The organism is Microbacterium trichothecenolyticum, from assembly GCF_041938625.1.
GTDB classification, from domain to species: Bacteria; Actinomycetota; Actinomycetes; order Actinomycetales; family Microbacteriaceae; genus Microbacterium; species Microbacterium trichothecenolyticum_D.
The window spans coordinates 1,896,077-1,909,663 of record NZ_CP169427.1 but is presented as its reverse complement, the minus strand read 5'-3'; the positions used below and the strand labels follow the sequence as shown (position 1 = coordinate 1,909,663).

Genomic DNA, 13,587 nt, shown 5'->3' with positions numbered 1-13,587 from the left:
CCCACACCTCGGTGCAAGCGCTTCCAGGTTTTGCCCCTAGAATCGCGTGCGTGAAGGCCATCCGAACGTTCACCGTCCGCCCCGTCCTCGCCGAATCCCTCGCCCCGCTCGACCGCCTCGCCTCCAATTGGCGCTGGTCGTGGAGCCGCGCGACGCACGCGCTGTTCGCCTCGATGGATCCCGCCCTGTGGGATGAGATCGGCGCGAACCCCGCACGGATGCTGGGCGCCCTGGGCCAGGAGCGCCTCGACGAGCTCGCTCGCGACGACGAGTTCATCGCCCGCGTGCGCGAGGAGGACGAGCGCCTCACCGCCTATCTCGAGGGCGAGCGCTGGTTCCAGCAGCTCGAGGGCGACAAGCCCCTGCACATCGCCTACTTCTCCCCCGAGTTCGGCGTCGACGGCTCGCTGCCGCAGTACTCCGGCGGCCTCGGCATCCTCGCCGGCGACCACCTCAAGAGCGCATCCGACCTCGGTGTGCCGCTCACCGGCGTCGGCCTCTTCTACCGCGCCGGCTACTTCCGCCAGTCCATCGGCGACGACGGGTGGCAGCGCGAGAGCTATCCGCTCCTCGACCCGTACGGCCTCGGCCTGACGCTGCTGCGCGACCGCGAAGGCGCCCCGGTCGAGATCACGCTCGACCTGCCGGGCGACCGCCGCCTCTCCGCCCGCGTCTGGGTCGCCGACATCGGCCGCATCCCGCTGCTGCTGCTCGACTCCGAGACCCCGTCGAACACCGACGAGATGCGCCGCGTCACCGACCGCCTCTACGGCGGCGGCGGCGAGCACCGCCTGCTGCAGGAGCTGCTCCTCGGCGTCGGCGGCGTGCGCGCGGTGCGCGCGTGGTCGGAGCTCACCGGTCGCCCCGCACCGGACGTCTACCACACCAACGAGGGCCACGCCGGGTTCCAGGGCCTCGAGCGCATGTCCGAGCTGATCACGCACGACGGCCTCAGCTTCGACGAGGCGCTCGCTCAGGTGCGCGCGGGTACGGTCTTCACGACCCACACGCCGGTTCCCGCGGGCATCGACCGCTTCCCGCGCGACCTCATCGCCGACTTCCTCTCGAGCGGCCTGTTCCAGGGCCTCGACGCGGGCCGCGCGATCTCGCTCGGCCTCGAGACCTGGGAGGGCGGCGACCAGGGCGTCTTCAACATGGCGGTGCTCGGCCTGCACCTCGGCCAGCACGCCAACGGCGTCTCGGTGCTCCACGGCGAGGTCAGCCGCGGCATGTTCGGCATGCTGTGGCCGGGCGTCGACACCGACGAGGTGCCGATCACGTCGATCACCAACGGTGTCCACGCGCCGACCTGGGTCCACCCCGCACTCAAGGCCGTGAGCGAGCGCGCGTGGGGCGATGCGCACACCGACACGCACGACTGGACCGATCGGAACGTCGTCAGCGATGCCGAGCTGTGGGGCGTGCGCCAGGAGATGAAGGGCGAGCTCGTGGCCGAGGCTCGGCGGCGGGTCGCAGCATCCGTGTCCAACGGCCACACCCCCTCGTGGGTCGAGGATCTGCTCGACCCGGAGGTGCTGACGATCGGCTTCGCGCGTCGCGTGCCGACGTACAAGCGCCTCACGCTCATGCTGCGCGACCCCGAGCGGCTGACGCGCCTGCTCACCGACCCCGAGCGCCCGGTGCAGATCGTGATCGGCGGCAAGTCGCACCCGGCCGACGACTCGGGCAAGATCCTGATCCAGCAGCTCGTGCGCTTCAGCCGCGACCCGAAGGTGCGCGGGCGCATCGTATTCCTGCCGGACTACGACATCACGCTCGCCAAGGACCTCTACCCCGGCTGCGACGTGTGGCTCAACAACCCGCTGCGCCCGCTCGAGGCGTGCGGCACGAGCGGCATGAAGGCGGCACTCAACGGTGCGCTCAACCTGTCGATCCTCGACGGGTGGTGGGACGAATGGTACGACGGCGAGAACGGCTGGGCGATCCCGACGGCCGACACCGCCGCGAACGACGAGGAGCGCGACGACGCCGAGGCGGCCGCCCTCTACGACCTCATCGAGCACCAGCTGGTGCCGCGCTTCTACGAGCGCGAGGGCGGCATTCCGCTGCGCTGGCTCGACATGGTGCGCCACACGATGACCGAGCTCGGCAAGAAGGCGACGAGCGACCGCATGGTGCGCGACTACGTGCAGCGGCTGTACGTGCCGGCGGCGGCGCACGATGTCGCGCTCCGGGCCGACGATTTCCTCGAGGCGCGCGCGGTGGCGGCGTTCGTCAGCCGCGTGCGCGAGGCATGGGGCCGTGTGTCGATCGCGAGCGTCGACAGCTCGGGCATCCCGCAGCAGGCGCAGGCCGGCGACACCCTCGAGGTGCGCGCCGACGTGCGGCTCGACGGCCTCTCGCCCGACGACGTCGCGGTCGAGCTGCTGTACGGCGCGACGAACGAAGACGATGCGCTCTCGCGCGACCACTCGGTGTCCCGCCTCTCCCCCGGCGCCTCCGCGGCCGACGGTGCCACGGTGTTCAGCGGCACCCTTCCGCTCGGCGTGACCGGCACGTTCGGCTACACCGTCCGCGTGCGCCCGGCGCACGCCCAGCTGGTGTCGCCGGTGGAGCTCGGCCTCGTCACGTACGCCTCCTGAGTTCGGATGGACGGATGCTGCGGCCCGGCGGACTGCGCCGGGCCGCAGCGGCCGTCTCTTTGAGCCAGCACATTAAATCGTTCCAATCTCTTCGGCCGAGCTATTGACCGGGCGACGGCGGCTGACCTAAGGTCGTGCGGGAAAACGTATTCCCTGCGTTTTCAACGATGAAGGTCCGCGCCCAGGCGGACCGCAACCTCGGGAGAGCGATTCGACGATGAACCTCCGCAGCACCTCAGTCCGCGCGCTCGTGGCCGGCTCGGCCGCGTGCGCACTCACACTCGGACTGGCCCAACCGGCGCTGGCCGAGCCGGCCTCCGCCGCCGGCGCGCAACTCGAAGCCCTCGATCGCGGTCTCGTCGCCGTGTCGACCGGCGAGGGCGTGTTCCTCAGCTGGCGCCTGCTCGCGACCGAGGCAGGACCCGCGACCGAGACGGGCGTGAGCGGCCCGTCGTTCGCGGTGTTCCGCGACGGTGAGCGCATCGCGACGGTCGACGACAGCACGAACTTCGCGGATACCGAGGGCACCGCAGCATCCGTCTACACGGTCGCTCCCGCATGGCACGACGTGACCGGCGAGCAGTCCGCGCCCGTGTCGGTGTGGAGCGACGGGTTCTACGACCTGCCGCTGCAGAAGCCGGCCGATGGGACGACGCCGCCCGGTGTCATCCACGCGGCCGGCGAGAAGTACAGCTACTCGGCCAACGACGCCTCGGTCGCCGACGTCGACGGCGACGGCGAGCTGGAGTTCGTCGTCAAGTGGGACCCGTCGAACTCCAAGGACGTGTCTCAGGTGGGCTACACCGGCCCGGTCTACATCGACACGTACGAGCTCGACGGCACGCTGCTCAACCGCATCGACCTGGGTGTGAACATCCGCGCGGGCGCGCACTACACGCAGTTCATGGTGTACGACTTCGACGGCGACGGCCGGTCCGAGACGATGCTGAAGACGGCGCCCGGCACGACCTCGATCCGGTACAACGCGGACGGCAGCGTCGCGTCCGAGACGCCGATCACGATGCTCGCGGACGACCTCGCGGCCGGCTATGCGGCGACGGACGACTACCGCATGAGCGCGGCGGACTACGAGGCCCACCTCGTGGAGATGTTCCAGGGATGGAGCGAGCACCCCGAGGTCGTCGCGGGCAACTGGCCCGCGACGCTCGAGCAGGCGTTCGGAATCCCGGTCGCCTACGACTACCCGCTCTCGCAGGCTGACGCAGAGCAGCTCGTCGACTACTTCATCGACACGTACGCCCCGTCGCGCAGCACCCGCAACGTGCTGAGGAACTTCGAGGGCTTCATCGTCGACGGACCCGAGTACCTGACGGTGTTCGACTCGGCCACCGGCGAAGAGCTCGAGACCGTGCGCTACGAGCCGGGCCGCGACGACGACGGCCTGCTGTGGGGCGACTACGCGATGGCACGCATCGAGCCGGGCAACCGCGTCGACCGCTTCCTCGCGGGCGTCGCGTACCTCGACGGCACGCACCCGTCGGCGGTGTTCGCACGCGGCTATTACACCCGCACGACGGTGCACGCGTACGACTGGGACGGCGAGCACCTCACCACGCGCTGGGCGATCGACAGCGGCCACGTGCCCATGGCAAACCCGTTCAACGACGGCCCGCACGGCCGCGACGGCACCGACCCGGTGTACGGCTCGATCACGACGCAGGGCTTCCACTCGCTGAGCGCGGCCGACGTCGACGGCGACGGCAAGCACGAGATCGTCTACGGCTCGGCGACGCTCGACGACGACGGCGGGCTGCTGTACAGCTCGTTCGACGTGCTGCCCGCCGGCAGCGCGGCCCCCGGTCAGAACGTGCGCCTCGGCCACGGCGACGCGATGCACGTCACCGACATCGACCCGAACCGCCCCGGTCTCGAGATCTGGACGGCGCACGAGGGCGGTACCTTCGCCCCCTACGGCTCGGCGATGCGCGATGCCGCGACCGGCGAGGTGCTCTTCGGCGCCTACTCGGGCCGCGACACGGGCCGCAGCATGATCGGCGACGTGCGTGCCGATGTGCCGGGACTCGAGGCGTGGGCGAGCATGCCCGGCGGCACCGAGGCCTCGGGCCTGCTGAGCTCGACCGGCCAGATCCTCGGCTCGACGATCCCGGGCACGAACCAGTCGATCCGCTGGGCCGCCGACATGACCACGCAGATCGTCAACGGCAGCGGCGACCAGAACGTCACGATCGACGACTGGACGCGCGGCCGCGTGCTCACCGCCGACGGCACGCGCACCAACAACGGCACCAAGGGCAACCCGTCGCTCGTGGCCGATGTGCTCGGCGACTGGCGCGAGGAGCTGCTCGTGCGCACCGCCGACTCGAGCGCGCTGCGCATCTACACGAGCACCGAGGTGACGACGCACAAGCTGCCGACGCTGCTGCACGACGTGCAGTACCGCGCCGAGGTGGCCCGCCAGAACACCACCTACAACCAGCCGTCGTACACGAGCTACTACTTCGCGAGCGACATGGACTTCGCGAACGTGCCCGTGCTCACGACCGCCGCGACGCCCGGCGCGCCGAAGTTCACCGACCCGAAGGGTTCGAACTCCGACCACGTCGTCGTCACGCCCGACCCGTCGTTCGACTACTACGTCAACGGCGTGAAGGCCGAGAAGCCGCTGGTCAAGGTGCCCGCCGGTTCCGAGGTGCGCGTGACCGCGGTCCCGAAGGCCGGCTTCGCCACCGCCTCGGGTGCGGAGTCGACCTGGACGCACCAGTTCAGCAAGTAGCGGGATGACGGATGCTTCGGCCTCGCGCGGTGCGCGGGGCCGAGGCATTCGCCCTTTCCCGGTCGTTGAGCGAGCGAGGAACGAGCGAGTCGAAACGCGTCGAACCCGGCGCAATACCCCGGCCCGAACGCTCCCAAAAACCCAGGGCGTTTCGACTTCGGGCGCCAGAGCGCCCTTCGCTCAACGAGCGGCGCGAGGGCACGTAGGCTGGTGCGGTGAAGCCGTTCGTCCTCCTTGCGACCCGGGCGGAGGACGTGCCCGCCGACGAGGAGTACGCGCTCTTCCTGCGGTACACCGGGCTCTCCCCCGACGAGCTCATCCGGGTCCGGCTCGAGGCCGAGCCGATGCCGCGAATCGACCTCGACGAGTTGTCGGGCATCTTCGTGGGCGGCGGGCCGTTCAACGCGTCCGACCCGCTCGACAAGAAGTCGCCGACGCAGCGCCGGGTCGAGCAGGAGTTCGGCATCCTCCTCGACGAAGTCGTCGCCCGCGACTTCCCGTTCCTCGGCGCCTGCTACGGCGTCGGTACGCTGGGCGCGCACCAGGGCGCGCTCATCGACCGCACCTACTCCGAGCCGATCAGCGTCGTGCCTGTGACGGTGACCGAGGCCGGGGCATCCGATCCCCTGCTCGCCGACATCCCTGCGACCTTCGGCGCCTTCGTCGGACACAAGGAGGCGATCACGCGGCTGCCCGCGTCCGCGACGCTGCTGGCGTCCTCGCCCACGTGTCCGGTGCAGATGTTCCGGGTCGGCGCGAACGTGTACGCGACGCAGTTCCACCCCGAGCTCGACGTCGCGGGCATCACGACCCGCATCCACGCGTACGCCGGCTACGGATACTTCGCCGCCGACGAGCTCGAGCTCACCCTCGCCGCCGTGCGCCGGGCCGCCGTCTCGCACCCGAGCCGCATGCTGCGCACGTTCGTCGAGCGCTACGCGCGCTGAGCCCCTTCGCCCCGCGCGGGCGCGGTGGTACGCTCCCCGCACCGGCTGCCTCCGCCTGGGGAGATCGAGGTGCGTCATGGGTTCGAAGAAGCTGCTCATCACGGGTGCGGTGATCGCCGTGGTCGCGTCCGCCGCCATCATCGTGCCGGCCGTCGCGTCGGGCGTGCCGCTTGCTCGGGTGCTGCCCGCGACGAGCGTCGTCGCACCGGACGGCGCGCCGGGCGACAACGGGAACGCGTGGGGCCACCGCAAAGACTCGCCGGAGTTCCCCGGCGACAACGGCCGCGGGGACGCCGACGATGACGGCCCGGGCAACGGCAAGGGCAAGGCGTGGGGGCACCACAAGGACGACCCGGACTTCCCCGGCAACAGCGGCGACGACGAGTAGTCGCGGCTCCGCGGCTGCGCCGCGATCAGTCGGTCGGCGCGGTGACGATTCGGACGACGGATGCCTCGCCCGCCGGCTCGACCGATTCCAGCGCCGGACCGAGCCCGATGTCGACCAGAACGATGTCGCCGGCGAGTTCGGGCCCGCGCCCGGTGACGAGTCCGCTCTTGACCGCGCCGAACGTGACGGTGACGGATGCTGCGAGCACGGCGTCGTCGGCCTCGCCCGTGTCGGGATGAAGACCGCTGGGGACGTCGACGGCGATGACCCGCGGCATCCGTCCCCCTCTGCGGAGGTCGTCGCGGATCGCCGTCACCGCGCTGCGAGCTCGGCCGCGCAACGCCGGATCGCTCGAGGCGCCGATGCCGAGGATGCCGTCGACGATGAGCGCGTAATGGCGCACGGCGTCGTCGACTTCGGGGAGGTCGACGCGGCGAACGCCGGCGGCGACCGCGGTGGCGAGGGCGGTGACGTGGAAACGCTCGGAGACGAGCAGCGCGTCGACATCTGCGATGCGGGAGAGGCGCGCAGCGGCGTAGAGGGCATCGCCGCCATTGTCGCCGGCTCCCACCAGCACCAGCACGCGCGGCCGCAGCGCGACCGGTGTCTCTCGGATCACCGGTTCGAGGACGCCGGTCATCGTGACGACGGTCTCGGGCGTCGCCAGCTCTGAGCGCACGACGTCGGCGAGGGCCGCGGCGGCGCGGTGCATGAGCGGCGTGCCGGCCTCGAGCAGGGGGCGTTCCGCCGCACGCACCTGTTCGGCGGTGTATGTGGGAACGCGCTCGGTCATGTGCGGACCTGTCCGGCCAGCTTCTCGCGCTCCGCGTCGGCGCGCGCGTGCTCGAGCTCTTCGGTGGCCACGCGCACAGCATCCTCCGCCTGACGCACCCGCCGCAAGGCGAACGTCGGGGATCCGAAGCGCTCCCGCACGCGGTCGACCCGCTGGCGTTCGCTCACGATGATCCAGGTCGAGGCGAGGAGGATGACCTGCGCCGAGAGGTTCAACCACAGGAGCAGGGCGATGAGTGAGGCGAATGACGCGAGGAGCGGGTTCGCACTCGCCCCGGCGACGAAGAGGGTCGAGAGCTGCTGGAGCACCGTCAGCCCGGTCGCGCCGATCAGCGCGCCGGACCACAGCGACGCGGCGTGTGTCTTGGTGCCGCTGAGCGACACGAACGCGACGGCGACGATGGCCATGTCGAGCAGGAACACGACGACGATCGAGACGCTGCGGGTGACGAAGTCGGCCACTCCGCTGTGGCTGATGCCGAGCCAGTCGAGCGCCGCGCCGACGAACGACGTGCCGATGAAGGTAGCGCCGGCCGACAGCACGAACCCGCCGCCGATGGCGATGGCGAGGAGCAGGTTGCGCAGGATCACCCAGATCCAGAACACGTCGTCGTGCACCTTGTCGCCGAGGGTGCGCAACGCGACGCGCAACGACCCGATGGCGCCGATCGCCGCGCCGACGAGACCGACGAGCGCGAGGATGCCGGCGACCGTGAGGCCGGCCGGAGCTTCGATGGTGGAGACGTCGATGAGTCCGTCGTCTCCGGTTCCGAGCAGGCCCGGGATCGCAGCATCCACCGCATCGATCAGCGATTGCCACGCAGCGGGGTTGTCGGCGAGCCAGACCGAGGCGAACGAGAAGCCGAGCAGGACCCCCGCGAACACCGAGAACAGCGCACGGTAGGTGACGCTGTCGGACAGCATGGGGCCGCGGCGTTCGAGGTAGTGGAACCACACGCGCACCGGTCGGAGGGAGAGTGCCCAGGCCGTCAGCTTCGCGATGAGGTCCGCCATGGCACGACCCTATCGAGCGTGCGCAGTGGAGCATCCCAGGGTTGACGTGCGGCACATAGTATGTCCCTGGGGATAAGGGGAATCACCATGAGGGGTCTTGCACAGACGCTCGTGCTCACCGGAGCCGTACGAGCAGCAGATATGTCAGCCGCGCTCGCGGAGGTGGGTGACGGGCCCGAGCTGCAGAGGGCGCTGGTCAACGCGAAGCTGGTGACCGAGTCGCAGGTCGCCGAGGCGATCGCATTGCACACCGGCCACCGGTACGTCGACCTGGCCAACACCACTCTCGATCCGAACGTGATCGCGATGGTGCCCGGCAACCTCTGTCGCAAGTACAGCCTCATTCCGGTGGATCGCCGCGGCGATCGGCTGACGGTGGGCGTGCTGGATCCGACCGACATCGTGGCTCTCGACGACGTCGCCTCGATCACGGATCTCTTCGTCGAGCCGGTCGTGGTTGCCGAAGACGCGCTGACGCAGATGTTCGAGCGCTTCCTGCGCTCGGACGAAGAGCTCAGCGAGCTGTCGAGTTCGATCGAGGAGTCGAGCGAGGCCAACCAGGCCGCGTTCACCGAAAGCCTCGAGGAGCAGGACGACGCGGCCCCGATCGTCCGCTTCGTGAACCTGCTGATCGCGCAGGCCATCAACGACCGCGCGAGCGACATCCACGTCGAACCCGGCGAGAAGCAGCTCACGGTGCGGTTCCGCATCGACGGCGTGCTGCACGAGATGCAGAAGGCCGACCGGGCCATCCAGGACGGCATCATCTCGCGCCTGAAGATCATGTCGTCGATCGACATCGCCGAGAAGCGCAAGCCGCAGGACGGCCGCCTCTCGGTCACGCACGAGAACCGCACCGTCGACCTGCGCGTGGCGACCCTCCCCACGGTGTGGGGCGAGAAGATCGTCATGCGAATCCTCGACAACACCGGGCAGACGATGTCCATGCGCGACCTCCTGTTCTCGAGCACGAACGAGAAGCGGTTCCGCGAGGCGATCACCAAGCCGCACGGCATGATCCTCGCGACCGGGCCCACGGGGTCGGGCAAGTCGACGAGCCTGTACACCGCGCTTCGTTCGATCGCGAACCCCAAGATCAATGTCATCACCGTCGAGGACCCGGTCGAGTACCGCATCGCCGGCATCAACCAGGTGCAGGTGAACAACCGCGCCGGGCTGACGTTCGCGACGGCACTGCGGTCGATCCTGCGGTCGGACCCGGACGTGGTGCTCGTCGGCGAGATCCGCGACTTCGAGACGGCGAACATCTCGATCGAGGCGGCGATGACGGGGCACCTGGTGCTGTCGACGCTGCACACGAACGACGCGCCTTCGGCGCTGACCCGCTTGACGGAGATCGGGTGCGAGCCGTTCCTCGTGGCGACCGCCCTGTCGGCGGTGATCGCCCAGCGGTTGGCGCGACGGCTGTGTATGCGGTGCCGCGAGCCGTTGGTGGAGCCTTCGGAGGTGCTGGCGTCGCTAGGATTCCCGCATGACCCGGCGGACGTGCCCGAGCTGTACAAGGCGGTGGGATGCCCCGCCTGCAGCGGCACCGGATACCGCGGACGTGTGGCGCTGCACGAGGTGATGACGCTGAGCGACGAGCTCGAGTCGCTGGTGGTGACGCGGTCGACGGGATCGGAGATCCGTCAGGTGGCGCTGGAGCAGGGGATGATCTCGCTCCGCGAGGACGGCTGGTCGAAGGTTGCGCAGGGGTTGACGACGATTGAGGAAGTGCTTCGGGTCACGGTGTGAGTCCCCTCCCCGCTCGTTGAGCGAGCGAAGCGAGTCGAAACGCGCCGAACCCGGCGCACACTCAACGACCGGCGCCCGTGCGCACCGGTCGTCGAGTGAGCCGAGTCTCTACGCCTGCTTGGCGAGCTCTCCGTACAGCGTGAAGATCGGCAGGTACAGCGAGATCACCATGCCGCCGATGACGATGCCGAGGCCGACGATGAGGATCGGCTCGATCGTCGACGACAGCTGCGCGGTGGCAGTCTCGACCTCGTCCTCGTAGAAGTCCGCGATCGACGACAGCATCTCGACGAGGGTGCCTGACTCCTCGCCCACCGACACCATCTGCGGCACCATCGCGGGGAAGACCTCCGCCTTTGCGAGGGGGGCGGCGAACGAGCGGCCCTGGCGGATCGACTCCTGCACGTCGCGGACGGCCTGCTCGATCTTCCAGTTGTTGGACGCCTGCCCCACGATCGCGAGTGCCTGGATGATCGGCACGCCGGCGTTCAGCATCATCGACAAGTTGCGTGCGAAGCGCGCGACCGCGATCTTCGTGGTGAGTTTGCCGAAGACGGGCATCTTCAGCTTGATCGGGTCGACGAACCGACGGTACTGCTCGGTGTGACGGTTGGTGCGCCACCAGATCAGCGCCACGACGACCACGACAACGATCGCCGGGATGATCCACCACATGTTGTTGGAGATCGTCACAAGGATCTGCGTCGGCAGCGGCAGCGAGCTGCCGAGCCCCTTGAACATGCCCTCGAAGATCGGCACGACGAACGTCACCATGACGAGCACGCCGATGATCGCGATCACGAGCACGATGGCCGGGTACGTGACGGCCGCGCGGATCTTGTTGTGCAGCTCGGCTTCGCGCTGATAGTTGTCGGCGATCGACCCGAGCGCGCTGCCGAGGAAGCCGCCCGCCTCCCCGACCTTGATGATCGAGAGCATCAGCGGCGGGAACGTCTGCGGGTGCCGCGCCAGCGCCGCCGAGAACGACGACCCCGACTCGACGTCCGCCTGCACCTGCACAAGCGCTGGCTGCAGCTTCTTGTCGTCGGTCTGCTCGATGAGGATCGCGAGCGTGCGCATCAGCGGCAGGCCGGCGTTGATCAAGCCCGCCATCTGGCGTGAGAACACCGCCAGCGTGCGCGCCGAGACGGTCTTGGTCGCGCCGGGCAGCTTGATGTCTTTGTTGAGCCCAGTGTTGGACTTGAGCGTCACCTCGAGCGGTGTCAGCCCCTGCGCCTTGAGCTTGCCGGTGACGGCAGACTCACTCGCGGCCTCGATCGTGCCTTTGACGACCGATCCCCCGCGCGGATCGACCGCGCGATACACAAACTCCTGTACGACGGCCATGTCAGCTCTCCCCGTTGGCGGTGGCCCACGCCTCGAGATCGTCGATGCCACCCCACTCGACGTCGCGTGCCGTCGGGTCGACACGACCGCCGACCGTCGGCGTGCCGAAGCGTGAGCCCATGCCGATCCCGGTGCCCTGCGCCGCGTTCGCTGCCGGAGCCGCGAGCTCACCCTGCCGCCATTCGCCCGCGTGGTGCGCCCACTCCTCCGCGTCGAGGTCGCGCGGCTTGATGTAGACGCCGTCGAGGCTCTTCGGGTCTACCGCGAAGTCCACGGCGACATTACGCGCGATGGTGCCTTCGGCGACGAGGCGACGAAGATCCTGGTCGAGCGTGTGCATGCCGATCTCAGAGCCCGCCTGCATCGCGGAGTAGATCTGCGCGACCTGCCCCTCACGGATCATGTTCGCGACGGCCGGGGTGTTGATGAGCACCTCGGTCGCGATCGTGCGCCCGTTGACCTGCGCGAGCGGCAACAGCGTCTGGCTGATGATGCCCTGCAGGGTGTCGCCGAGCTGCGTGCGGATCTGGTGCTGCTGGTCGGCCGGGAACACGTCGATGATGCGGTTGATGCTCTTCGCGGCGCCCTGCGTGTGAAGCGTGGAGAGCACGAGGTGACCGGTTTCTGCCGCTGAGAGAGCGGTCGCGATCGACTCGGGGTCTCGGAGCTCGCCGATGAGGATCACGTCCGGGTCCTGACGCAGCACGCGGCGCAGGGCTTCTGCGAACGAGTTCGTGTCTCGTCCGACCTCGCGCTGATGCACGAGCGAGCGCTTCGACTGGTGGTGGAACTCGATCGGGTCTTCGATCGTGACGATGTGCGCCGGCACGAGCTGGTTGATGATGTCGACCATCGCCGTGAGCGTTGTCGACTTTCCCGAGCCCGTCGGACCGGTGAGCAGCACGAGGCCGCGCGGGCGGAGGGCCAGGTCGCGAGCGATCGCCGGTGCGCCGAGCTCTTCGAGCGAGTACACCCGGTCGGGGATGTAGCGCAGGGCGATCGCGATCGAGCCGAGCTGCCGGTACACGTTCGTGCGGAATCGACCGATGCCCGGGGTCGCGTGAGCGAGGTCGACCTCGCCGTGCTCGAGGAACTCCGCGCGCTGCCCTTCGGTCATGAGGGCGAACGCGGTCCGCTCGACCCAATCGGCTGACAGCGGGGTCGGGTACGCCTCGATGGGCACGAGGTCGCCGTCGACGCGCAGCAGCGGCGGCGCGTCGGCGGTGATGTGAACGTCCGATGCCCGGTGCCGAGCGCCGTACGCGAGGAGCGTTTCGAAGTCGAGGTCTTCCATCGTCCTCACCCTTCCTCGTCGACGTAGCTCAGGGCGGTGATCTGGATGTCGACGGTGCCCTCGCCGCTCTGCGTCATCGTGACCGCCATGCTGTTCAGCAGACGCGGGCCCGCGCGCAAGGCGTCCACGAACGCCGTCGCCTGGGCCATGTCGGCCGCGGTGGCACTGATTACGAAGTCGACCTGCTGTCTGCCCGCTGCCACAGCGGCGTCGGGTGCCGGTGCCGCGTTCACGTCGGTCGCGTTCGCGTCGGCGGCCGCGTTCGGGTCGGTCGCAGCATCCGTCGCCTCCGGTGCGGGGGCGGCTGCCGCAGCTGCCGGGTCCCCCTCCGTCGCGCCGGTGCGGGTCGTGTACACGATCTGCTCCCCCGCCGTGACGGAGGTGATCGCGACGCCGGATGCCGCGGCCGCATTGCCGACGACCTCGAAGACGTCGTCGTACTGGCCCGTGGCGGGGATCTGCGATCGCAGCCCGGCGACGTTCGCGGTGATCTCGTCGAGGTTCTCCTGCTGAGCGGTGAGCTCGTCGACCTGCGCCTGGTAGAGCGCGTTCGTGCTGGCGACTGTGGCCGTCTGCGCGTCGACGGCGACGGCCTGGAAATAGAGGGGCATGGCGACGAGGAACACACCGAGGGCGATGACGCCCAGCGAGACGATCAGACCGATGGCGGTCACGAGGTGCTTGGGCATCGC

At 69.3% G+C, this 13,587-nt stretch carries 10 protein-coding genes; 5 read left to right on the top strand and 5 right to left on the bottom strand.

Going from position 1 to position 13,587, the window contains the following annotated elements; genetic code table 11:
- The first annotated feature begins 50 nt into the window (after nucleotides 1–50).
- The 4 genes from glgP to ACEYYH_RS08615 all read left to right on the top strand — a co-directional run bounded on the left by glgP (nucleotide 51) and on the right by ACEYYH_RS08615 (nucleotide 6,693).
- A complete protein-coding gene (gene glgP, locus ACEYYH_RS08630; RefSeq protein ID WP_374977790.1) occupies nucleotides 51–2,603 on the top strand; it encodes an alpha-glucan family phosphorylase in 2,553 nt (850 codons plus the stop codon).
- A 217-nt stretch (nucleotides 2,604–2,820) separates the two neighbouring features.
- Nucleotides 2,821–5,358 (top strand): rhamnogalacturonan lyase, encoded by a 2,538-nt coding sequence (locus ACEYYH_RS08625; RefSeq protein WP_374977789.1) that lies wholly within the window; start codon nucleotides 2,821–2,823, stop codon nucleotides 5,356–5,358.
- A 215-nt stretch (nucleotides 5,359–5,573) separates the two neighbouring features.
- Complete coding sequence (locus ACEYYH_RS08620; RefSeq protein ID WP_374977788.1) at nucleotides 5,574–6,305, top strand: glutamine amidotransferase; 732 nt, start codon at nucleotides 5,574–5,576, stop codon at nucleotides 6,303–6,305.
- Nucleotides 6,306–6,381: 76 nt separating this feature from the next.
- Complete coding sequence (locus ACEYYH_RS08615) at nucleotides 6,382–6,693, top strand: hypothetical protein (RefSeq protein WP_374977787.1); 312 nt, start codon at nucleotides 6,382–6,384, stop codon at nucleotides 6,691–6,693.
- 25 nt (nucleotides 6,694–6,718) lie between these two features.
- Here ACEYYH_RS08615 and ACEYYH_RS08610 read toward each other — a convergent pair whose 3' ends face one another.
- Together ACEYYH_RS08610 and ACEYYH_RS08605 are read right to left on the bottom strand one after the other, a co-directional pair.
- Nucleotides 6,719–7,486 carry an NAD(P)H-hydrate epimerase gene (locus ACEYYH_RS08610; protein WP_374977786.1) on the bottom strand — a complete coding sequence of 256 codons (768 nt, stop codon included), beginning with the start codon at nucleotides 7,484–7,486 and terminating at the stop codon, nucleotides 6,719–6,721.
- Nucleotides 7,483–8,499, bottom strand: coding sequence for a YihY/virulence factor BrkB family protein (locus ACEYYH_RS08605; protein ID WP_374977785.1), 1,017 nt, complete (start codon nucleotides 8,497–8,499; stop codon nucleotides 7,483–7,485). The genes ACEYYH_RS08610 and ACEYYH_RS08605 overlap by 4 nt, the downstream gene beginning before the upstream one ends.
- A gap of 87 nt (nucleotides 8,500–8,586) precedes the next feature.
- On the opposite strand from ACEYYH_RS08605, the gene ACEYYH_RS08600 reads away from it, so the two are divergent.
- Entirely contained in the window at nucleotides 8,587–10,254 is a 1,668-nt protein-coding gene (locus ACEYYH_RS08600; protein ID WP_374977784.1) for a GspE/PulE family protein, read from the top strand.
- Between the two features lie 108 nt (nucleotides 10,255–10,362).
- On the opposite strand, the gene ACEYYH_RS08595 is transcribed toward ACEYYH_RS08600, so the two are convergent.
- The 3 genes from ACEYYH_RS08595 to ACEYYH_RS08585 are packed head-to-tail and all read right to left on the bottom strand — an operon-like array spanning nucleotide 10,363 to nucleotide 13,584.
- Nucleotides 10,363–11,601, bottom strand: a complete 1,239-nt coding sequence (locus tag ACEYYH_RS08595; RefSeq protein WP_374977783.1) for a type II secretion system F family protein — start codon at nucleotides 11,599–11,601, stop codon at nucleotides 10,363–10,365.
- A gap of 1 nt (nucleotide 11,602) precedes the next feature.
- Nucleotides 11,603–12,895, bottom strand: a complete 1,293-nt coding sequence (locus tag ACEYYH_RS08590; protein WP_374977782.1) for a type IV pilus twitching motility protein PilT — start codon at nucleotides 12,893–12,895, stop codon at nucleotides 11,603–11,605.
- A gap of 5 nt (nucleotides 12,896–12,900) precedes the next feature.
- Nucleotides 12,901–13,584 (bottom strand): hypothetical protein, encoded by a 684-nt coding sequence (locus ACEYYH_RS08585; RefSeq protein WP_374977781.1) that lies wholly within the window; start codon nucleotides 13,582–13,584, stop codon nucleotides 12,901–12,903.
- Nucleotides 13,585–13,587 lie beyond the last annotated feature (3 nt).